This window comes from Cobetia sp. PDI-12MA (assembly GCF_059507695.1).
In genome coordinates this window covers 1,408,966-1,429,247 of record NZ_CM183351.1, presented here as the reverse complement: position 1 = coordinate 1,429,247, position 20,282 = coordinate 1,408,966, and the positions used below count along the sequence as shown (strand labels likewise).

The 20,282-nt window shown below is 63.8% G+C and carries 19 protein-coding genes, 2 tRNA genes and 1 riboswitch; of the genes, 9 read left to right on the top strand and 12 right to left on the bottom strand.

Annotation, left to right across the window (positions count from 1 at the left end; genetic code table 11):
* Positions 1–107: 107 nt before the first annotated feature.
* From AC5WNI_RS06130 to AC5WNI_RS06105, 6 genes are all read right to left on the bottom strand, one after another.
* A complete protein-coding gene (locus AC5WNI_RS06130) occupies positions 108–836 on the bottom strand; it encodes a YebC/PmpR family DNA-binding transcriptional regulator (protein WP_176676714.1) in 729 nt (242 codons plus the stop codon).
* 205 nt (positions 837–1,041) lie between these two features.
* Positions 1,042–1,395 carry a TusE/DsrC/DsvC family sulfur relay protein gene (locus AC5WNI_RS06125; RefSeq protein WP_176676713.1) on the bottom strand — a complete coding sequence of 118 codons (354 nt, stop codon included), beginning with the start codon at positions 1,393–1,395 and terminating at the stop codon, positions 1,042–1,044.
* Positions 1,396–1,451: 56 nt separating this feature from the next.
* Positions 1,452–1,742, bottom strand: coding sequence for a sulfurtransferase complex subunit TusB (gene tusB, locus AC5WNI_RS06120; RefSeq protein WP_043335056.1), 291 nt, complete (start codon positions 1,740–1,742; stop codon positions 1,452–1,454).
* 121 nt (positions 1,743–1,863) lie between these two features.
* Positions 1,864–2,274 carry a sulfurtransferase complex subunit TusC gene (tusC, locus tag AC5WNI_RS06115; protein ID WP_253062103.1) on the bottom strand — a complete coding sequence of 137 codons (411 nt, stop codon included), beginning with the start codon at positions 2,272–2,274 and terminating at the stop codon, positions 1,864–1,866.
* A 55-nt stretch (positions 2,275–2,329) separates the two neighbouring features.
* Complete coding sequence (gene tusD / locus AC5WNI_RS06110; protein ID WP_176676712.1) at positions 2,330–2,719, bottom strand: sulfurtransferase complex subunit TusD; 390 nt, start codon at positions 2,717–2,719, stop codon at positions 2,330–2,332.
* 127 nt (positions 2,720–2,846) lie between these two features.
* Positions 2,847–3,515 (bottom strand): Bax inhibitor-1/YccA family protein, encoded by a 669-nt coding sequence (locus AC5WNI_RS06105; RefSeq protein ID WP_054557334.1) that lies wholly within the window; start codon positions 3,513–3,515, stop codon positions 2,847–2,849.
* A gap of 254 nt (positions 3,516–3,769) precedes the next feature.
* On the opposite strand from AC5WNI_RS06105, the gene AC5WNI_RS06100 reads away from it, so the two are divergent.
* From AC5WNI_RS06100 to AC5WNI_RS06090, 3 genes are all read left to right on the top strand, one after another.
* Positions 3,770–3,860: transfer RNA gene (locus AC5WNI_RS06100), tRNA-Ser, on the top strand.
* A gap of 233 nt (positions 3,861–4,093) precedes the next feature.
* Positions 4,094–4,184: transfer RNA gene (locus AC5WNI_RS06095), tRNA-Ser, on the top strand.
* 219 nt (positions 4,185–4,403) lie between these two features.
* Positions 4,404–5,615 (top strand): DEAD/DEAH box helicase, encoded by a 1,212-nt coding sequence (locus tag AC5WNI_RS06090; RefSeq protein ID WP_176676711.1) that lies wholly within the window; start codon positions 4,404–4,406, stop codon positions 5,613–5,615.
* Between the two features lie 157 nt (positions 5,616–5,772).
* Here the strand turns inward: AC5WNI_RS06090 and AC5WNI_RS06085 are convergent, their stop codons facing one another.
* The 3 genes from AC5WNI_RS06085 to AC5WNI_RS06075 all read right to left on the bottom strand — a co-directional run bounded on the left by AC5WNI_RS06085 (position 5,773) and on the right by AC5WNI_RS06075 (position 9,895).
* A complete protein-coding gene (locus AC5WNI_RS06085; protein ID WP_176676710.1) occupies positions 5,773–6,897 on the bottom strand; it encodes a GGDEF domain-containing protein in 1,125 nt (374 codons plus the stop codon).
* Between the two features lie 185 nt (positions 6,898–7,082).
* Positions 7,083–8,792: a potassium/proton antiporter gene (locus AC5WNI_RS06080; protein ID WP_175089843.1), complete on the bottom strand. Its 1,710-nt coding sequence runs from the start codon at positions 8,790–8,792 to the stop codon at positions 7,083–7,085.
* 137 nt (positions 8,793–8,929) lie between these two features.
* Positions 8,930–9,895 (bottom strand): phosphotransferase family protein, encoded by a 966-nt coding sequence (locus tag AC5WNI_RS06075; RefSeq protein ID WP_176676709.1) that lies wholly within the window; start codon positions 9,893–9,895, stop codon positions 8,930–8,932.
* Positions 9,896–10,082: 187 nt separating this feature from the next.
* Positions 10,083–10,196, top strand: a riboswitch (TPP riboswitch).
* Between the two features lie 58 nt (positions 10,197–10,254).
* Here AC5WNI_RS06075 and AC5WNI_RS06070 point away from each other — a divergent pair.
* The 3 genes from AC5WNI_RS06070 (at position 10,255) to AC5WNI_RS06060 (ending at position 13,210) form a co-directional block, all read left to right on the top strand.
* Positions 10,255–11,007 (top strand): ABC transporter ATP-binding protein, encoded by a 753-nt coding sequence (locus AC5WNI_RS06070; RefSeq protein WP_253062105.1) that lies wholly within the window; start codon positions 10,255–10,257, stop codon positions 11,005–11,007.
* Positions 11,004–11,771, top strand: coding sequence for an ABC transporter permease (locus AC5WNI_RS06065; protein ID WP_175089841.1), 768 nt, complete (start codon positions 11,004–11,006; stop codon positions 11,769–11,771). Before AC5WNI_RS06070 ends, AC5WNI_RS06065 begins: the two co-directional genes overlap by 4 nt.
* A gap of 146 nt (positions 11,772–11,917) precedes the next feature.
* A complete protein-coding gene (locus AC5WNI_RS06060; protein WP_253062107.1) occupies positions 11,918–13,210 on the top strand; it encodes an ABC transporter substrate-binding protein in 1,293 nt (430 codons plus the stop codon).
* 113 nt (positions 13,211–13,323) lie between these two features.
* Here AC5WNI_RS06060 and AC5WNI_RS06055 read toward each other — a convergent pair whose 3' ends face one another.
* The 3 genes from AC5WNI_RS06055 to AC5WNI_RS06045 form a co-directional block, all read right to left on the bottom strand.
* A complete protein-coding gene (locus tag AC5WNI_RS06055; RefSeq protein ID WP_176676708.1) occupies positions 13,324–14,592 on the bottom strand; it encodes an MFS transporter in 1,269 nt (422 codons plus the stop codon).
* Entirely contained in the window at positions 14,589–15,419 is an 831-nt protein-coding gene (locus AC5WNI_RS06050; protein WP_175089839.1) for an alpha/beta fold hydrolase, read from the bottom strand. Before AC5WNI_RS06050 ends, AC5WNI_RS06055 begins: the two co-directional genes overlap by 4 nt.
* A 133-nt stretch (positions 15,420–15,552) precedes the next feature.
* Positions 15,553–16,461 (bottom strand): LysR substrate-binding domain-containing protein, encoded by a 909-nt coding sequence (locus AC5WNI_RS06045; protein WP_175089838.1) that lies wholly within the window; start codon positions 16,459–16,461, stop codon positions 15,553–15,555.
* Between the two features lie 214 nt (positions 16,462–16,675).
* On the opposite strand from AC5WNI_RS06045, the gene AC5WNI_RS06040 reads away from it, so the two are divergent.
* The 3 genes from AC5WNI_RS06040 (at position 16,676) to AC5WNI_RS06030 (ending at position 20,137) form a co-directional block, all read left to right on the top strand.
* Positions 16,676–17,728 (top strand): YeiH family protein, encoded by a 1,053-nt coding sequence (locus AC5WNI_RS06040; RefSeq protein WP_253062109.1) that lies wholly within the window; start codon positions 16,676–16,678, stop codon positions 17,726–17,728.
* Positions 17,729–17,905: 177 nt separating this feature from the next.
* Positions 17,906–18,172, top strand: coding sequence for a GrxA family glutaredoxin (locus tag AC5WNI_RS06035; RefSeq protein WP_043335038.1), 267 nt, complete (start codon positions 17,906–17,908; stop codon positions 18,170–18,172).
* 207 nt (positions 18,173–18,379) lie between these two features.
* Positions 18,380–20,137: a monovalent cation:proton antiporter-2 (CPA2) family protein gene (locus AC5WNI_RS06030; protein ID WP_176676707.1), complete on the top strand. Its 1,758-nt coding sequence runs from the start codon at positions 18,380–18,382 to the stop codon at positions 20,135–20,137.
* Positions 20,138–20,282 lie beyond the last annotated feature (145 nt).

Here is a 20,282-nt window from a genome sequence, read left to right as displayed (position 1 = left end):
GCCCCGTCGGCATGCCGACGGGGCTTTTCTCTGACTGACCTCCCACACTGACATTCACATTTCTGTCAGCGTGAAGCCGCCAGTCGCATCACGTTCAAGATGCTGCCTCAGACGAACTCGCCATTGTGATAGACCTGCTGCACGTCTTCACAATCATCCAGCAGCTCGAGCATCTTGTTGAGCAGCTCGGCGTCATCGCCGCCGACTTCGGTATGGATCTGCGGAATGAAGCTGATCTCATCGACTTCGAAGTCGAGATCTTCACCGTAGATATCGGTCAGTGCCCCCTTGGCCTTGAAGTACTCGGTCGTCGGCGCGAGAACCGTGATGATGCCGTCGTCGAGCTCGATATCACTGACATCGACGTCGGCTTCCATCAGCGCTTCCAGGACCTTTTCCTCATCCTCTTCCGCACCCTTGAAGGCCAGGATGGCGCGGTGGTCGAACATGTGCGACACCGAACCCTGCGCGCCCAGCTTGCCCTTGCCCTTGTTGAAGCAGGTGCGGACTTCGCCGAAGGTGCGGTTGTTGTTGTCGGTCAGACAATCAACGATGACCATGACATTGCCCGGACCAAAGCCTTCATAGCGCGCCAGAGCGAAGTCTTCTCCGCCGGTGCCCTTGGCCTTGTCGATCGCCTTGTCGATGACGTGAGTCGGCACCTGGTCCTTCTTGGCCTTCTCGATGAGACGACGCAGGCTCAGGTTGCCGTTGGGGTCGAGGCCACCGTTCTTGGCCGAGACGTAAATCTCGCGCCCGTAACGTGAATACACGCGTGCCTTGTTGAGAGAGGTACGCGCCATTGATTCTTTACGGTTCTGGAATGCTCTTCCCATGCAAGTCGACTCTTGTCCGCCTGAATTCAAATGCCCTTGCGACCATGTCGCGGGACCTGAAGCAGTGTCGGCCTCCTGGCCGACACTGCAACGCTGTGACGAATAGTAACGCAGACAACGCCGTACGTCGCCATCCCTGCCGGGTCTTGCGCGTTGAGCGCAGCGCACCACGACGGGCAAGGCGACTCAGGCATGCTGCTGACCGTCACAGACAGTTGGTCGGCTTGGGCAGCCCGGCGATGCGCGCGCCCACCTTGGGCGGGCTGTCCGGGAACAGGCGCATCAGATGCAGCGAGCGGCCCTTGTCGGAGCCAAACCGCTGGGTCATCGCCTTGCTCAGCGGGCGCATGGCCGGCGAGAGCGAGAAGCGCTGATAGAAGTCACGCAATACCTCGATCACCTCCCAGTGCTCCGGCGTCAGTTCACGCCCCTCCTCGGCGGCCAGCATTTCCGCCAGCGCCGGGCTCCAGTCATCCAGATCGACCAGATAGCCTTCCGCATCCAGTCTGATATCACGTCCATCAAGCGTCAGTGTGCGCACCGTTTCACTACTGGCCATACAGATCCTGATTCACTGTCTTGCATGAAAATTGAAAGGGAGAAGCGCCTGACGCCTCAGAACCAGCTGACGGTCTTGTCGGCGGCCTCGGTCAGGGCGACGAAACCGTCGACGTCGACCACGATGACGTTCTCCGCGCAGCGTCCCAGCAGGCCGCGGGACTCAAGGTCTTCGCGCAACGCGAACAGCCGCCCCTCAAGCCCGGCAAGGTGCTGCTCGGCGTTGTCGAGGGCGCCATTGACGCCATCCTCGATCAGCAGCAGCTGGTCTTCCGGGCCCATGGCATTGAGCACATCATCATGGATGCGGCTGGAGAATGGCGAACGATTGAGTAGATGTAGATTCATGCAATTATCCAGGCAAGGAAAGCTGGGGCTGACGCTGGCCATCAATCAAGAGATATCAACGACATGGCATCAGGAAACTGATGCGAGCATATCAGTCGCCAGCGTTGGCGGCAGTGACGTGTCAGAAGCTCAGCACGCGCGAGAACGCGACTGTCAGCGCGACCACCTCGTCGTGCTCGAGCAGCGTGACCGGCAACAGCGTGACATCCTGCGCTGTCAGGCCCCGTGCGCGCAGCGCCGCCGCATCGACATAGCAGCGCTCGACGTCATACATCTCAAGCGCCGCCAGCAGGTTGTCACTGCCCTTCTGCCCCAGCGGCCCGACCTGCTGCCCTTCCAGCAGCGCCATCACACCATCACCGGTGAACAGCAGCCCGACCTCGCGTCCGAAGGCCGCCGCGACCATCGCCGCCTCCAGCCCTTCGCGCAGCCAGCTGCTGCCATGCGGGCCATGGCGCAGCATGACCAGCAGATCACCGGCGGCCATCCCGGCGTCTTCACCTGCCAAGGGTGCCGTCATCACATCGCTCATGGTCTGCTCCTCACTTGATAAGTGGCGTCATCATCAGTGATGACAAGAAATGACGTCATGCAAAGGTGATCAAGTGTTCATTGTCCAACGTCGCCTCGACCAGCTGGCCCAGCCCCGTCAGCTCGAACGGCGCCTCGAGGGTGTGCCCCTGCTTGCCATGCCGCGCCGCTTCGCGCTCATCGAGCATGCCGCGCCTCAGGCCCGCAGCGACACACACCTGCAGGCGGGTAGCGTGGTTCTCGGCAAGCGACAGCCAGCGATCACGCAGATGCGGCTCGTCCTGAGGCGGCGCCATCATGTTGGCGGCGTTGTAGACGCCATCGTGATAGAAGAACACCGTGGTCAGCTGATGGCCGCGCGCTAGCAGGGCATCGGCAAAGCGCAGCGCCGAATGGCTGGCCTGCTGGCTGTAGGGGCCGCCGTAGACGGCCAGAGCATAACGCATGCGAACCTCGTGTGACTGCTCATGAATGGCCGCCATTCTAGCGCGAGTCACGCCACCTGACACCCGAACGCAAACGACCCCGCCGAGGCGGGGTCGTTTGCAGGTCTCATGTTCCTTCGCTTGACGATCAATCGTCGGAAGCGAAGCCCAGCAGGGCCAGCAGGCTGACGAACATGTTGTAGATGGAGACGTACAGGCTCACCGTCGCCAGCAGGTAGTTGGTCTGCCCGCCGTGGATGATCTGGCTGGTCTCGAACAGGATCGCCGCGGAGGCGAACAGCACGAAGCCGGCGGAGACAGCCAGTGCCAGGCCGCTGATGTTGAAGATCATCGCTGCCAGCATCGCCAGAATCAGCACGATGGCGCCGGCGAACAGGAAGTTGCCCAGGAACGAGAAGTCCTTGCGCGTCACCAGTGCCACCGCGGACAGGCCGGCGAAGGTGATGCCGGTCATGCCGAGCGCGGTCATCACCAGCTGGCCGCCGTTGGGCAGGCTCAGGTAGGCATTCAGTACCGGACCGAGCGTGAAGCCCATGAAGCCGGTGAAGGCGAAGGTCGCGAAGATGCCGGCGGTGGAGTTCGCGGTCTTGTGGACCAGGAACATCAGGCCGTAGGCACCGATCAGCAGCACGAAGATGTTCATGCGGCCGACGCCCATGCTCATCGCCACGCCAGCGGTCAGCGCGGAGAACAGCAGCGTCATTGCCAGCATCATGTAAGTGTTGCGCAGTACCTTGTGAGTACTGAGCGAGCGGCTCGCGGTATCCTGCGAGACCTGCCAGGAGCTGTTAGCCATGGTGTCTATCCTCAGGTTGCTACGATGGATTCATCGAATTGACCCCAGCATGCCCTCAGGGGTTTGCCTAATCAAGAGACAGAACGATGAAAAGCCCCATTGAGGCAACCATCCGGCGCGCGCAAGGCAACGACATCGTCAGTCTCCGCGGCCATTGTGGCATGTGCGACCTTTCAAGCATCTGAACGACAAGGAAATTTACGCCAAGTCCTTGACGCTGACTGAAAAATCCGTAGTATTTCATCCCGTGAGTCGGAGGGATGGCAGAGCGGTTGAATGCACCGGTCTTGAAAACCGGCGTAGGTTAATAGCCTACCCAGGGTTCGAATCCCTGTCCCTCCACCACCTTGATTCCGAAAGCCCCGTCTACCTTAGGTAGGCGGGGCTTTTTCGTGGTCATGACTCATGATCCGAGTCATGAGCTGAATCATGGCCTGGTACCAGCAGGCGGCTTCCGGCGGCCTCACCCCAGCGCCATCCTGCTGCAAGTGTTTGTCCGCGATGGCTTTTCCGAATATTTTTCTTCGCCTACCTCTTGCTATTCTCATCAGATTCGGTAGTATTTCGCTCCGTGAGTCGGAGGGATGGCAGAGCGGTTGAATGCACCGGTCTTGAAAACCGGCGTAGGTTAATAGCCTACCCAGGGTTCGAATCCCTGTCCCTCCACCACCTTGAATTCCGAAAGCCCCGTCTACTTCAGGTAGGCGGGGCTTTTTCATTGTTGCCGCGCAGCGCCCATCGCCGCCACTTCGCTACCCTGCCTGAGCGATGCCCAATGATGCGCCGGGCCGTCAGCGGACTTTCGGCTACAGTGAGCATCACTGCGCCAGACATTCCTTGCCGCAGAATGTGCGCTTGCCCCTCCCCCTTTAGACAAGTCGAGACACCATGCCATTTTCTGCCCTTGGTTTGAGCGATCCCATCGTCAAGGCCGTCACCGAGCAAGGCTACCAGACCCCGACTCCCATCCAGGAGAAGGCGATCCCCGTCGTGCTGGCCGGTGACAACCTGATCGCCGCCGCCCAAACGGGTACCGGCAAGACGGCAAGCTTCGTGCTGCCCATCCTGCAGACCCTGCAACAGGCGCCCAAGGTGCGCGCCAAGCGCGTACATGCCGTCATCCTGACCCCGACGCGGGAGCTGGCGATTCAGGTCGAAGACAACATCCAGCACTACGCCCGGCATCTGGAAGTCAGCTCCATGGCGATGTATGGCGGCGTGGAGATCGAGCCCCAGCAGCAGCGTCTGATCGAAGGTGTGGACATCCTGGTGGCGACGCCCGGCCGCCTGCTGGACATGCTGACCCGCCGCGCGATCCATCTCGACGAGACACGCACTCTCGTCATCGACGAAGCGGACCGCATGCTCGACATGGGCTTCATCGCCGACATCAACAAGATCATCGAGAAGCTGCCAAGGGAGCGCCAGAACCTGCTGTTCTCGGCAACGCTCTCGGCCCAGGTGCGTGTGCTCGCCAAGACCGCAGTGACGGACGCCGTCGAGATCATGATCGCACCGGAGAACGTCACCGCGCCCGACATCAGCCAGTATCTGATCACGGTCGACAAGGAGTTCAAGTCCGCCCTTCTGAGCCACCTGATTCACGAGAAGCAGTGGCAGCAGGCGCTGATCTTCATCGAGACCAAGCGCGGCGCCGCCAAGCTGGTGAGTCAGCTGGAGAAACGTGACATCGCCGCCGAGTCCTTCCACAGCGGTCGCAGCCAGGCCATGCGCGAGCAGCTGCTGGCCGACTTCAAGGCCGGCACCATCAAGTATCTCGTGGCCACCGGCGTTGCCGCGCGGGGCATCGACATCGATGATCTGCAGCGCGTGGTCAACTACGACCTGCCGGACGCCGCCGAGGATTATGTCCACCGCATCGGGCGCACCGGCCGTGCCGGGGCCAGCGGTGAAGCCATCTCGCTGGTCTCGCGTGATGACTTCCGCAACCTGTGCGCCATCGAGCAGCACCTGGGCTATTTCGTGACGCGCGAGGTCGTGGAAGGCTTTGCACCCAAGCTCGCGGTACCGGCCTCGAACAGCGACTACGCCCCCAAGCCCGCAAGCAAGAGTCGCCGGCGCCAGTCCAACCGCCGCTGACTTATCTCAGGGCAAGCCTGGTGACGCCCTGACACAAGCACGCCCCCGGAGACATGAACGTCATTCTGCGGGGGCGCGCCGGGTTGTATACCAGGCTTTGTGCACGAAGCTCTGCGCGCAGTGCTCCATGGACAGAGCTACGCACAGTGCATTGCGCTCAATTGATGGCGGCGATGCCCGGCCCGCCCACGGGCCCCAGCTGGGTGTCACTGACGAAGCCATTGCCGCCATCCTGCTTGGCGCGGAACAGATTGACGTCAGCCTTGGCGATCAGGCCTTCCAGGTCCTTGTCGCCGGACTGACGCTGGGCGACACCGATCGACAGATTGACATCCAGACTGTTGAGGCCGTCATTGATGACGAATGGCAACGCCGAAGCGCCCTTGCACAGACGCTCTGCCACCTGGTCGACGCGCTCGCCATGCAGCCCCGGGCATAACAGCACGAACTCCTCGCCGCCATAGCGCCCGACCAGATCCTCCCCGCGCAGGATGCTGCGCATGCGCCGCACCAGCTCCTTGAGCACCTGATCACCGGCCTGGCGACCCCAGGTCTCGTTGATCAGCGCCAAGTGGTCGACATCGACCATCATCAGGCTCAGCGGCCCGTTGTTGATCAACATGCCGCGTCCGCTGTCGACCAGCTCCGCGCGACTCAGGGCACCGGTCAACGCATCGAAGCGCCCTCCCGTCTCGAAACGCTGCTGCAGGCGCTCCACCGACCAGCCCATCTGTACCAGCACCAGCGTGAAGAAGATGGTCAATACACCCAGATTGATGATGCGAAATGCCAGCATCCAGCCAGCGGGCAGCAGATGGGTCGGCCCTTCCAGCATCAGGATGATATAGGCCAGCAGCGGCATGCTCAGGCAGGCGGCACACAGAAGTACGCGCCGCATGAACGACATGCGGATCGAGTAGATGCACAGCAAGGCACCGAAGTAGAAGTAGTCGAATCCGGCCTCCGAGCCGAAATAGCTTAGCGAGAAGCTGATCTGCGCACAGGTGCCCAGCGCCATCAACGTGGCCGCCAGGGCTTCACGGCGAGCACGGTGCAGCTGCAGGCAGACCAGATCGACGATCAGCATCGCCAGATTCAGCGCCAGAATGCCCATCTCACCCAGCCACAACAGCAGGATGGCGTAGATCAGATGGCAGCTGACCGCCAGCACGTAGACCATGTTGAAGGTGGCATGAAAGGTCTTCTCATCCGCCGTGAGCCCGGGCGGGAATTGCTCGAATCGTCGCAGAAAGCCCGCGAGATGAGGATGTGGGCTGGCCATGTAGTCACCTCCTTGTCGCTGGCCACAAAGGATGGCCAGGCGCTGTCACGGACAAATTGGCCTGACATCAACAGAGTACGATATTGATGAGTCCAAACACGACGCCCCCATTACACGCAGTGCAATGGGGGCGTCGTAGTGCGTGAAGTTCAGACAGAGGCTCAGGCTCAGACACGGAGTCAGGCTCAGTGCAGTCGCAGCCCGACCTTGGTGATGCGATTGCCTTCCACCTCGTTCACCACCCAGTGGATGCCATGCCAGTCCACATCGTCGCCGACCACCGGCACCCCACCGACTCGACGAGTGATGAACTCGGCGATGGTCAGATGCTGCTCGCCCTGGGAGAGTGTCAACCCGTAGACATCGGCGATATCCTGCATGTTGGCATCGCCTTCCAGCGTGAAGGTCCCGAAGAAGGCGCGCTGCTCATGCTGCAGGCTCTCGCCATTGAACATGCGGTTGAGGCTTGGCACATCACACGAGCGCCCTACCACGCACAGCACATCCTGCTGATGCAGACAGGTGCTGCCCTTGGGGTGGATCAACACCTTGTTGCGGAACAGCGCCCCGACCTTGGCCCCCGACGGGAAGCGCAGCATGCGCAGCGCCACGCCTTCCAGCGCCGTGTTGTCGACGCGATAGACCAGCATCTCGTAGTCGTTGACCGGCATGATGCCGAGCAGGTTGCGGCGACTGGGCTGTGCGCCCGGCGGCACCACCACCCTCAACTTGCGCGCCATCGGCGCCAGCGATGAGCCCTGTACCAGCAGCGAGATGATGACCACGAAAAAGGCGACATTGAAGTAGAGACCGGCATTCTCGACCCCGGTGATCACCGGGAAGATCGCCAGCACGATCGGCACCGCCCCTCGCAATCCCACCCAGCTGATGAACCACAGCTCGCGCCAGCGGAAGCGGAAGAACGGCTTGAGACACAGGATGACCGCCAGCGGGCGCACCACCAGAATCAGCGCCACGCTGAGGATGGCGGCCGGCAGCGCGAACTGCAGCATGGTCGACGGCGAGACCAGCAGGCCCAGCATCAGGAACAGCACGATCTGCGAGAGGTGTGCCATGCCATCATGCACCGGCAGGATGTGCTCCAGATGACGACCGGGGTGATTCCCGATCATCAGGCCGCACAGATAGATGGCGAGGAAACCGCTGCCGCCCATCTCGTTGGTGGTGGCGAACAGGCTCAAGCCAAGTGCCAGCGCCAGCAGCGAATAAAGACCGGGGGCGAGGTCCAGATAACGCATCAGGCGTGCGATCAACCAGCCGCCGGCGATCCCCATGGCGGCGCCGACACCGAACTGCAGCAGGAAGCTCATGATGCCCGACGCGACGCCGGAGAGCTGACCGGTCAGGATCTCGGCCAGCGTGATGGTCAGGAAGATCGCCATCGGGTCGTTGGTGCCGGACTCGATTTCCAGCGTCGCACCGACACGCTCATTGAGGTGAACGCCCTGGCCTCCCAGCAGCGAGAAGACCGCCGCGGCATCGGTGGAACCGACGATGGCCCCGACCAGCAGGCCTTCGATCAGGGTGAGATCAAACAGCCACATGGCCAGAAGGCCCACCAGGCCACTGGTCATGAAGACCCCGACGGTGGCCAGCACCAGCGCCGGTTTCAGGCCGGCACGAAACGTGGACAGCCGCGTACGCAGGCCGCCATCGAGCAGGATGAGCGCCAGCGCCAGATTGCCGATCATGTAAGCGGATGAGGCGTCGTCGAACTGGATGCCCAGGACGCCATCTTCACCCGCCAGCATGCCAAGACCGAGGAACAGCAGTAGCAGCGGCATGCCAAGACGCGCCGAGACGCGGCTGGCCAACACGCTCAAGGCGATCAGCGTGCCTGCCAGCAAGAAATAATAATTCAGGTTCTCTACCACGAGTGCTCCCCCGCCAAGCCCTACATCAGATCTCGAATGACGTCCATGACGACTCACCCACAGTATTCCATGTCAGCGAAGGGGCTGCAGAGAAATTTCACACCTTTCATGTACTTGCAGTGTACAGCACGCGAATTTCACGCCAGGCTGCGCGGCGAGACCCAGGCAGGGGCTGCCGCAAGCTCAGCATAGGACCGCGGGCCGAATGCCTCCATCGCCCACAACAGCGCACGGCACAGCTCACGCTGGCCATCGAGATCGACCATGCGCCCATGGCGCGAATAGCCCTTCATGAAGGCCTGACGCTGCTCCGGCGTTTCCAGCAGCAACTCCACCAGCGCCCAGTCGAACTCGATCGGCGCCCACACCAGCGCTTCCCAATCGCTCCATACCCAGCCGGTGGCGGCGCACAGATACTGATCGGCGCGCATGTCCGGCAGACACCACACCGCGCGAGTCGGCGCCGGGAAGGTGCGCTTGAGCAGCGTGCCGAGTTCCGCGCGACGCGGGTGATGGGCCAGAAAGCGCGTGACGCGGGCATTCCAGTGCAACAGCGGCATCGGCTGCGCCAGCGGCTGACCGAAGCCCGACACCGTATCCTGATGCAGGCGACCGAGCTGGTCGCCCAGCAGCTCACAGAAGGTGATGCTGAGATTGCTCGGCTGACCGCTGGACCACGGCAGGTGCCAGATGGGCGCGCCATCGAGACGCCCCAGGAAGGTCAGGGGCAGCGGCGGAATCGGCAGGCGCGCGGGCAAGGCGCCCGCCAGTCGCGTCAAACCCTCCGGCGTCGCCCAGCGATCGGCACCGAAGACCCCGCGCATGGCGTGCCAGAAGGGGTCGTGGTCTGGCCCGGTTCGCGCCAGCTTGATCAGCCCCGGCGTGCCGCCACGCTGGCGCCACAGCCAGTTGGCGCTATCCGGCCAGGCGAGTGCCAGCGGTTCGAGCGGTTGCCCCAGATAGGTCGAGAGCCGTCGAGTCAGTGACTCCTCGGGCCAGCCCCTGGGCACGGGGTGCGGCTCCCCCGTGGCGTCAGCTGCGCTCGGCCGTCGCGGGGGGACGGGATAGCTGGAACAGGTCGAGAGATCCGGTGTGTCGGGCATGATGATCTCCTTGGGCAACACGTCTTGTTACAGTCATGTTCAGCATACCCAAGGCGTGCCACATCGGCATAGTCCGTTTCGCCCCACTCAGGAAAGCCAATCAGGAAAGCCACTCAAGAAAGTCGCCGTCTCCCCTGCCCCGACTTGCGTCGGACAAGACACCGGCAAGACAGTGACGTTACACTGTCGGCCTGGATGGGGGTGCCCGAGAATGGGCTGAGAGTCGCAGCGATACGTCGCGCGACAACCCCTGGAACCTGATCCGGTTGATACCGGCGGAGGGAATCCCCGACGCGTGCCCTGCACGGCGCGTCACCTGCTTCCTCCTGCCGGCACGCCGCCTGACCACGGAATTGCCTGTGTCGCTGGGACTCACCCTCAACAACGCACGAATCGATTACGCCGGCCACACGCTGTTCCGCGATATTTCCGCGCGTCTGGAGGCTGGTAGCTGGACGGCACTGCTGGGGCGCTCCGGCTGCGGCAAGAGCTCGCTGCTGCGCCTGCTGGCTGGCCTGGAAATGTCAGATCTCCACCAGCTCGACCTCGCCACCGATGACGGTCAGCCGCTGACCGACCGCGTGGCCTGGATGGCGCAGCAGGACCTGCTGCTGCCGTGGCGGCGCGTCATCGACAACCTGTGGCTGGGCGATGACCTGCGCCGGCGGCCGCGCAATCGCGAACTCGCCCATGAGCTTCTGGCCGCGGTCGGGCTTGAGGGTCGTGAGCAGGCCTGGCCGGACGCCCTCTCCGGCGGCCAGCGCCAACGCGTCGCTCTCGCCCGCACGCTCTATCAGCAGGCGCCGATCGTGATGATGGATGAGCCGTTCTCGGCGGTGGATGCCATCACCCGTCTGGAGCTGCACGATCTGGCCAGCCGCCTGCTCAAGGGCCGCACCGTCCTGATGGTGACCCACGACCCGCTTGAGGCATTGCGCCTTGCCGATCAACTGCTGGTGCTGCGCCCGTCGAGCGCCCCGGGCCACGGCGCCGAGCTTGAGCATCTGCCGGGGCTTGGCGCCGTGCGGCCGGTGCCGCTGGATGACCCGGCCCTGCCGCCGGCGCAGGCGCAACTGATCGCCCGCCTGCGTGATAGCGAGGAGGCCGCATGAAACGTCTGCACGCCATGCGTCACCTCGTCATCAGTACGCTGCTCCTGCTGGGACTTTGGCAGCTGATCATTGCCGTTACCGCCGTACCGCCCTACATTCTGCCCACGCCCCAGGCCGTGCTCGAGGTGCTGATCCAGAAGGCACCGCTGCTGGCCCATCACGCTGGCGTCACCATCAGCGAGATACTGGCCGGGCTGGTGCTGGGCATCCTGCTCGGGCTTTCCACCGCGCTGGCGCTGGCCTTCATCCCCCGCCTGCGCCGTACGCTGTTGCCGATGCTGCTGATCAGCCAGGTGATACCGCTGTTCGCGATCGCCCCACTGCTGGTGCTGTGGCTCGGCTATGACATGCTGTCCAAGGTAGTGATGGCGACGCTGATCATCTATTTCCCGGTCGCCTCCACTGGCTACGACGGCCTGCGCCAGACCCAGCAGGGCTGGCTGGATCTGGCCCACACCCTGGGCGCCAGCCCATGGCGCAGATTGATCCACATCCAGCTGCCCGCCGCACTGCCGGCGCTGGCCTCCGGCATTCGCATGGCCGCGACTGCCGCCCCCATCGGCGCCGTCATCGGGGAATGGGCCGGTGCCAGCCAGGGGCTGGGCTATCTGATGCTCAACGCCAACGCGCGCATGGAGATCGACCTGATGTTCGCCGCCCTGCTGGTGCTGGTTGCCTTTTCCCTGCTGCTCTATTTCTCGCTGGATGCGCTGCTGCGCACCCTGATGCCCTGGCACCGCGACCGGCTGACACGTCTGAGCTGACACGCCTTGCCTTCGGAAAAATACTGCATGACCGCATGACCGCATGACCGAAAGACGCAACGACGCTCGACACAAACTGCAAGAGCCTGACGACTGCCGCCCACGAACGGCAGCACCACTACCCTGTGATCACAAGGAACTCCGCCATGTCTCATTCGTCATCGGCGCCACGGCGCAAAGCACAGCCGACACGTTCACCGCGTGCCTCGCTGCTGTCCACCGCCTTCGCCACCCTGCTGACCACGCTGTGCCTGAGCAGCCTGCCAGCCACTGCCATGTCGGCCCACGCCGCCGAGGCAGAACCCGCCGCGACCAGCACCCAGTCAGCGCCGGAAATCGTCGCTCAGCAAGCCGAGGTCGGAGTGAACGGCGACTCAACCGCCTCCGCGCCGGTGGCGAGTCAGGAAGCCGTGGAAGCGACTGCCGGCGCCGCCGAGCAGGCGAAGAACGGTGCTGAACCGACCGCGGAAGCCACGCCAGCCGGCGACGAACAGAGCGCTGATGCTGACTCGAAGGACGTTGCCAAGGACGCTGCCACCGCCGAGCAGCCGCTGACGCAGTTCAAGGTCATGCTCGACTGGTACACCAACCCCGGTCACGCCCCGCTGGTGCTGGCACAGGAGCTGGGGCTGTTCAAGAAGCACGACCTTGATGTCGAATTGATCGCCCCCGCCGACCCGAGCGTGCCGCCCAAGCTGGCTGCCGCCGAGCGTGTCGATATCGCCATCAGCTATCAGCCGCAACTGCACCTGCAGATCGATCAGGGCCTGCCGCTGGTGCGTATCGGCACCCTGGTCGCCACGCCGCTGAATGTGGTGGTGGTGCGCGCCGACAGCGACATCCAGTCGATCGCCGACCTCAAGGGCAAGCGGGTCGGCTACTCGGTCGGCGGTGTCGAGGAAGTGCTGCTCTCCACCATGCTGCAGCACAGCGGCCTGACGCTGGATGACATCACGCTGACCAACGTCAACTTCTCGCTGACGCCGTCACTGCTGACGCGCAAGGTCGATGCCGTCACCGGCGCCTTCCGCAACTTCGAGCTGGCCCAGATGGCTCAGGAAGGCGTCAAGGGCCGCGCCTTCTACATCGAGGAAGAAGGCGTGCCGACCTATGACGAGCTGATCTTCGTCGCCAACAGCGACAGCTACGAGCGCAAGCAGGCGCAGTACGCCGGCTTCCTCGCCGCCGTCGGCGAAGCCACCGCCTGGATCATCAACCACCCGGACCAAGGCTGGGAGATGTTCCGTGACTCCGATCCGGCACTGGATACCGAGCTCAACAAGGAAGCCTGGTACGCCACCCTGCCGCGCTTCGCGCTGCGTCCTGCCGCGCTGGATGCCGGCCGCTACCGTGACTTCGAGGACTTCCTGTTCGAGCGCGGCATGATCAAGAAGCGCCAGTCGCTGAGCCACCTGGCCGTCGACGTCAACGCGCCCTGAGACGTTGAGCGCTTGAGCGCGCCCCATGCAAAACGCCCTGCCGGAATCTCCGACAGGGCGTTTTGGGTTTAGGTCCGGCTCACTCTCGCCATCTTGTACCGATTCCACAAGCGCTAGCGGCGGGCCAGGCGACGCGACAGCCACAGGATCTGCAGCGGCTGGATCACCAGCGCGATCATCAGCACCGCGACCAGCAGCGGCATGCCTTCCAGCGCGCCACTCGGGGTGCTGACCAGCAGTCCGGCGCCCACATAGCTGCCGGCGGCAGAACTCAGATGCTGCACGGCACTCTGGGTGCTGGTGAAGGCTGCCCGCTCGTGATCGGCGGGAATGAAGCTGTTGAGCGTATTCTGGGTCACACGCCGCGCCGACGAGAACAGCATGTAGGCGCCAAAGCCGATCCAGATCAGCGACGGCCCCGGCGAATGCAGCAGGAAGGCCCAGCCGACCAGCGCCGTCATCAGGCAGGTGATGGTGCCCGGCCAGACACAGCCATAGCGATCACACAGCCGCCCCGTCAGCTGCATGCCGACCAGCGACAGCCCGCCGCCGATCATGTAGAGCCCGCCGAGATCCTCCCGCGGCAGGCCCAGATTGAACAGCAGATAGCTTGCCAGGTTGGGAATCACCAGGAAGTTGCTGAACATCGCCGTGGCGATCAGCGCCAGCCCCAGGCGATGGTCGGGCTGGGCCAGGATGTTCAGGATCGTGGTGCCCTTGCGGCTGCGCAGGCGGGTCTCGGGGTTATCGAGATGACCGCGGATCGGCGGCAGTATCCAGGCCAGCAGCCCGCACACCAGCAACGCCAACAGCGCCACTGCGCGAAATGGCGCCTGCCAGCCGAAGCCCTGCGACAACCACAGCGCAAACGGCAGCCCCAGCACCGAGGCCACCGAGAAGGCACCCATCACCAGCCCCATGGCACGCCCCCGGCGGACTCCCGGCACCACGTCGATCACGATGGCCAGCGCCGTCGCCGCCGCTGGCCCGCCGAACAACCCACCCAGCATGCGCGCCGCCAGCAGGGTCTCGAAGTCGGTGGCGAAGCTGGCGATCAGATGACAGAGCGCCGCACCGAACAGGAAACCCAGCACTGCCCAGCGGCGATCGAAGCGATCGGCGTGCCGTGTCCACAGCAGGGTACCCACCGCGGCGGCCAGCGGATAACTGCCGACGATATAGCCTAGGTGATCCAGCGGAATGCCCAGCGAGGTAGCAAAGTCAGGGCCCAGCGCCATCACCATGGTGAAGCCCATGATGACGGCGAACTGCAGCAGGGTGACCAGCGCCACCACCAGGCGCTCGTGGGTGGTCACCGGCGGGATGACCCGATCACTCGCGGCCGGCTGACGATTTTCGGAGTGACTGCTCGGCGTACTCAAGCGCGTGCGACGCGATCAAGAAACGCCACCACCGCCTGCTGGAACTCGCTGGCACGCTCGGCATGCAGCCAATGGCCGGCCTCCAGGGAGTCATCTTCCAGCGCAGGGAAGTGTTCGCGCATCGTCGCCAGGCCCTCGGCCTGCACGTAGTTGGAGCGCGACCCCCACAGCAGCAGCGCCGGCAGCTCGACCGGCCCCTGACCGTGCGGCGCCTCGACGATCTGCGGGTAGCCCGCGGCGATATGGTCCAGCCCGACGCGCCAGCCCATGGCGCCATCGTCGAGACGCACCAGATTGGTGGCGAGGAACTGGCGGATGGCCGGGGTATCGACATGCTGCGCCATCACCGTGTCGGCCTCCTTGCGTGAGGCCGGGCGCGCGTCACGCACCGCCTCGAAGGCAGCAAAGATATCGTCATGCCCGTGGCCATAGGCGACCGGCGCGATATCGGCGACCAGCAGGCTGCGCAGACGCTCGGGCGCCTCGAGCGCGACCTGCATGGCGACCTTGCCGCCCATCGAGTGGCCCAGCAGGTCACAGCGCTTGATGGCAAGGCGGTCGAGCAGCGCGATGACATCCGCGGCCTGCTCGGGGTAGCTCATGCCGGCCACGTGCGGGCTGCGGCCGTGGTTACGCAGATCCACCGCGATCACACGGCGCGTCCGCGACCACGACTTGATATGCGAACGCCAGTTGTCGGCACTGCCGAACAGGCCGTGAAGAATGACCAGCGGCGTCGCGTCCTGCTGGCTCGTTGTCTGTTCCTCGGCGCCATCACGAGCATCGCTCTCGTGGTAATAAAGCTCGACCGTTGTGCTCATCATCATCTCCATGGACGCTAGACAGACCGTTACGCTCCCCGTGGCTCAGGCTCAGCGGCGTGGCTCGGCGGCAGCCGGATCGCGGGGAGCGCCTATGTTAGCAAACTATCAAGCGCGCGGCGGCTCCGCCCTCGACGGCTCAGCGCGGACTGGCTTCCAGATAGACCTTGACCGCCTGCCACAGCGGGCTGCGGTAACGTTCCGGGTGCCACAGCATCGAGAAGCGCCGCTTCAGGTTGAGCTGGGGCGTGGCCAGCACCACCAGCTCGCCACGCGCGATCTCGGCCGCCACCGACAGCCGCGACAGACACCCCAGCCCCAATCCGGCGAACACGGCCTGCTTGATGGCCTCGTGCTGGCCCAACTCCATTCGCACCTTGAGACGTTCGATCCGCCCATGCAGCGCACGCTCGAAGACCGCCCGCGTGCCCGAGCCACCCTCGCGCAGAATCCAGTCGGCCGTGGCGAGATCCTCATCGCTGAGCGCCGTACCGCGCATGGCCAACGGATGGCTCGGCGGCGCCACCACCACCAGCTCATCCTCGCGCCAGGTCTGGCTCATCAGGCGCGGCGCGTGGCAGTCGCCCTCGATCAAGCCGAGCTCGGCGTCATAGTTGAGCACCGCCTCCACCACCTGGTGGGTATTGCGCAGGCGCAGATTGAGCTCGGTGCCCGGATGTTCGCGCATGAAGGCCCCTGCCAGCCCCGGCAGCAACCAGGTGCCGATGGTGGCGCTGGCGGCGATTTCCAGTTCGCCACGCAGGTTGCCATCCACCACGCCGGGCTCACGGGCCTCAAGTTCCAGCGCGTGGGTCTGCTCCAGCAGTTGCTCGGCGCGCGCCAACAGGCGGCGACCATTGGCGTTCAGGGCCAGGCGGCGACCGAGGCGCTCGAACAACTGCACCTCGAGATGACGCTCCAGTTCGGATAACCCCTGACTCGCCGCCGATTGCGACAGGCCGATCTCGCGCGCCGCGGCGCTGACGGAGCCGTGGCGTGTCACCGCCACGAACACTTGCAACTGACGCAGCGTGATGTGGATCTGCATATCGGTTTTTCCGGTATGTAATAAAAGAATAATCGACTAACTGCCGAATAATATTCCCGAATAGACTAATCATCAAACCGGAGGCACTAAGCAAGCAACGCAAGCTCAAGCGCCCTTGGCGATGACAGCCGTGCCCCCCACGCCAGCGCACGCCCCATAACAAGACAGGCCATGTTCCGCACGGGATAGGCCACTTTCCTCAAGGAGAATGCTCATGGACGCACAGACCCTGACTCCCCCCGCCACTGCCGAGCGCTTGCGCCGCATGTTGCCGGGCCTCGCCCTGTGTGGCGGCCTGACCCTGGTGGGGCTGGCACTGCATTCCATTCCGGCGCTGGCCTCCACCGGCATCAGCCCGCTGGTCTTCGCCCTGCTGTGCGGTATCGTGGTCGGCAACCTGCCGATCACCAGCCGGCACGCCGCGGCGCTTTCCCCGGGGTTGCATATCGCGACCAAGAAGCTGCTGCGTCTCGGCATCATCCTGTTCGGCCTCTCCATCACCCTGCAGCAGATTCTCGGCCTGGGCTGGAGCGTCGTCTTCCTCGATGTGCTGGTGATCACCGCAGTGCTGAGCAGCGGCTACTTCATCGGTACGCGCTGGCTGGGGCTGGACCGCGACACCGCACTGCTGACCAGCGCCGGTTCCGCCATCTGTGGCGCCGCGGCGGTACTGGCGACCGAATCGATGATCAAGGCTCGCCCGGCGGCCACCGCCATGGCCGTCGCCACGGTGGTGCTGTTCGGTTCGCTGGCGATGCTGGTCTACCCGCTGCTCTACCCACTGAGCGGCATGCATGAAGGCCTGTTCGGCATCTATATCGGCTCCACCATCCACGAGGTCGCTCAGGTCGTGGCCGCCGGTGAAGCGGTCGGCCCGGACGCCCTGGCCAATGCGCTGATCGTCAAGTTGATGCGCGTGATGATGCTGGTCCCCTTCCTGCTGCTGTTGCCGAAGCTGTGGGCCATGCGTGCCCGTACCGAAGGTGATGACCGCGAGACCGGCGGCGGCATGACGATTCCGTGGTTCGCGCTGGGCTTCATCGCCATGGCCGGCATCAACAGCACCGGCGAGATTCCGGCGGCAGTGCACTCAAGCCTCTCTACCCTCGGCAGCGTGGCACTGACCATGGCCATGGCGGGCCTGGGCGTCGAGACTCGCATCGATCGTCTGCGCTCACTGGGCATGAAGCCTTTCCTGCTCGCGCTGATCCTGTTCACGCTGTTGATCGTCGGTGGCTTTGGCGCCAATCTGCTGTTGATGGGCTAGTCCCCGGCACGGCAGTGATTGATTGCCACAATGACTTTGGTAGTACGGCTCAATTGGCAAACCCGGGCAGGCTCAAGCACAATGGCGGTCATCGATTACTCACCGGCAGTGCCGGCGCCATTTTCTCGGCCCCTTTAGTACGGGCTGAACGAGAATCACGAACCTTAGGAGAATCTCATGCTTGCAGTCATTTTCGGTCGTCCGGGTTGCCCTTTCTGTGTCCGCGCCAAGGACCTCGCGGAAGAGCTCACCGCCAAGCGCGATGATTTCGACTTCCGCTACATCGACATCCATGCAGAAGGCATCAGCAAGGCCGACATGGAAAAGACCATCGGCAAGCCGGTCGAGACCGTGCCGCAGATCTTCGTCGATCAGACCCACATCGGTGGCTTCACCGAGTTCAACCAGTACGTGCAGGACGAAGCTCTTATGCCGCAGGCCTGATCGCCGCCATCAGTCGTTTCACTGCTGAAGCCCTCGCCATTGGCGGGGGCTTTTTTGTGCCTGCGTCACATCCCCTCCACTCATGCCCCGCTCACAGCAACACGCTGCGCACAAGGTCGCATCCAGCGCGTCTTGACGCTTGCGACAAAAGGAGGGGCCAGCGACAATCGCTGCCTCCTCCGCCCGTGTATGCACAAGGACACGCACATGAACATGTTGATGGAAGGCGCCGTGCTGCTGGGATGCGCGGTGGTTGCCGTGCCACTCTTCCAGCGTCTGGGCCTCGGTTCCATCCTGGGCTATCTGGCCATCGGGGTGCTGCTGGGTCCGTCGTTGATCGGCTTCATCTCGGAGCCTGGCGAAGTGTTGCACTTCGCCGAATTCGGGGTCGTCATGCTGCTGTTCATGATCGGTCTGGAACTGGAGCCCAAGCGCCTGTGGGACATGCGCCTCAAGCTTGCGGGCCTGGGCAGCGCCCAGATGCTGTTGTGCGGTGCCTTGCTCACCCCCGTCGGCCTGTGGCTGGGGCTGGAATTGCCCGCAGCCGTGTTGCTGGGCCTGATTCTGGCGCTGTCCTCGACCGCCTTCGCGCTGCAGGTATTGAGCGAGAATCAGCAGCTGGCGACGCCGCACGGCCAGTCGACCTTCGCCATCCTGCTGTTCCAGGACCTGGCGGTGATTCCGCTGCTGGCCCTGATGCCGCTGTTCGCTGACAACTTCGATGCCTCCACCGGCACCAACTGGATCGGCATCGCCGAGGGCATTGGCATGATCGCGGCGGTCATCATCGTCGGGCGCTTTGTCGTGCCGCGCCTGCTCAAGATGGTCGCGCGCAGCGAGATCCACGAGATCTTCACCGCCGCGGCCTTGTTCGTGGTGATCAGCACGGCGCTGCTGATGGAGTGGGTGGGGCTGTCCATGGCCCTGGGTGCCTTCCTGGCCGGGGTGCTGCTCGCCGATACCGTCTACCGCCACGAGCTGGAAGCCAACATCGAGCCCTTCAAGGGGCTGCTGCTGGGGCTGTTCTTCATGGCCGTAGGCATGTCGGTTGACGTCTCGCTGGTGATGGAGCGGCCGCTGACCGTCCTGGCGCTGACGCTGGCACTGATGTTCGGCAAGGTCATCGTCATCACGCTGGTCGGACGCGTTGCACGCCTCAAGATGGCCGAGGCCCTGCCGCTGGCCGCGGTCCTGTCACAGGGTGGTGAGTTCGACTTCGTGCTGCTGACCGCCGGCATGGCCGCCGGCATCTTCGATCAGACCCTCACCAGCCTGGTGATCAGTGCGGTGACCTTGTCGATGGCTGCCACGCCCTTCCTCTATCGCTATGCCCGCCACCTCGGCGCCACCAGCGAAGCCAAGCGCCCCTATGATGAGGACTTCGGTGAGGAGACGCCCCAGGTGTTGATCGCCGGCTTCGGTCGTTTCGGCCAGATCAGCGCGCGCATGCTCAAGAGCCAGGGCATCAACTTCACCGCGCTGGACCCCAATATCACCCAGGTCGAGTTCGTGCGTCAGTTCGGGTCGCGCATCTTCTACGCCGATGCCAGCCGCGCCGAATTGCTGCGGGCGGCGGGTGCCGAGCAGGCCAGGATCATGCTGGTGGCGGTCGATGATGCCGAGACCTCGACCGGCATCGTGCGCATGGTGCGCCATCAATTCCCGCACCTGAAGCTGTTCGTGCGTGCCCGTAACCGCCACCATGCCTGGGAGCTGATGGAATTGGGCGTGGAGCACGTGATTCGTGACACCTATGCCAGCAGCCTGGAGATGGGCGGAGAATTGCTGGTAGCGATGGGCTACCCCAATGCTCGCGCGGCGGAAGTGGCGCGCGCCTTCCGGGAAATGGATGACAACATGCTCAAGCAGAACTATGAGCACCGCCACGACCAGAAAGCGCTCGTCAACAGCGAGCAGGCCGCCATGATCGAGCTCAAGCGTCTGTTCCAGAACAATCAGGATTGATGCCTGCACGACTCGCCAGAGCGCTCAGTCGCGCCGGAAAGGACACAAGGGCCGCCCCTGCCGGGGCGGCCCTTGTCGTTGATGCATTCGGCAAGGCATTGCGTGCAGATCCGCTGCGCGAGAGACAGGCAGGATGGCGGCCCGA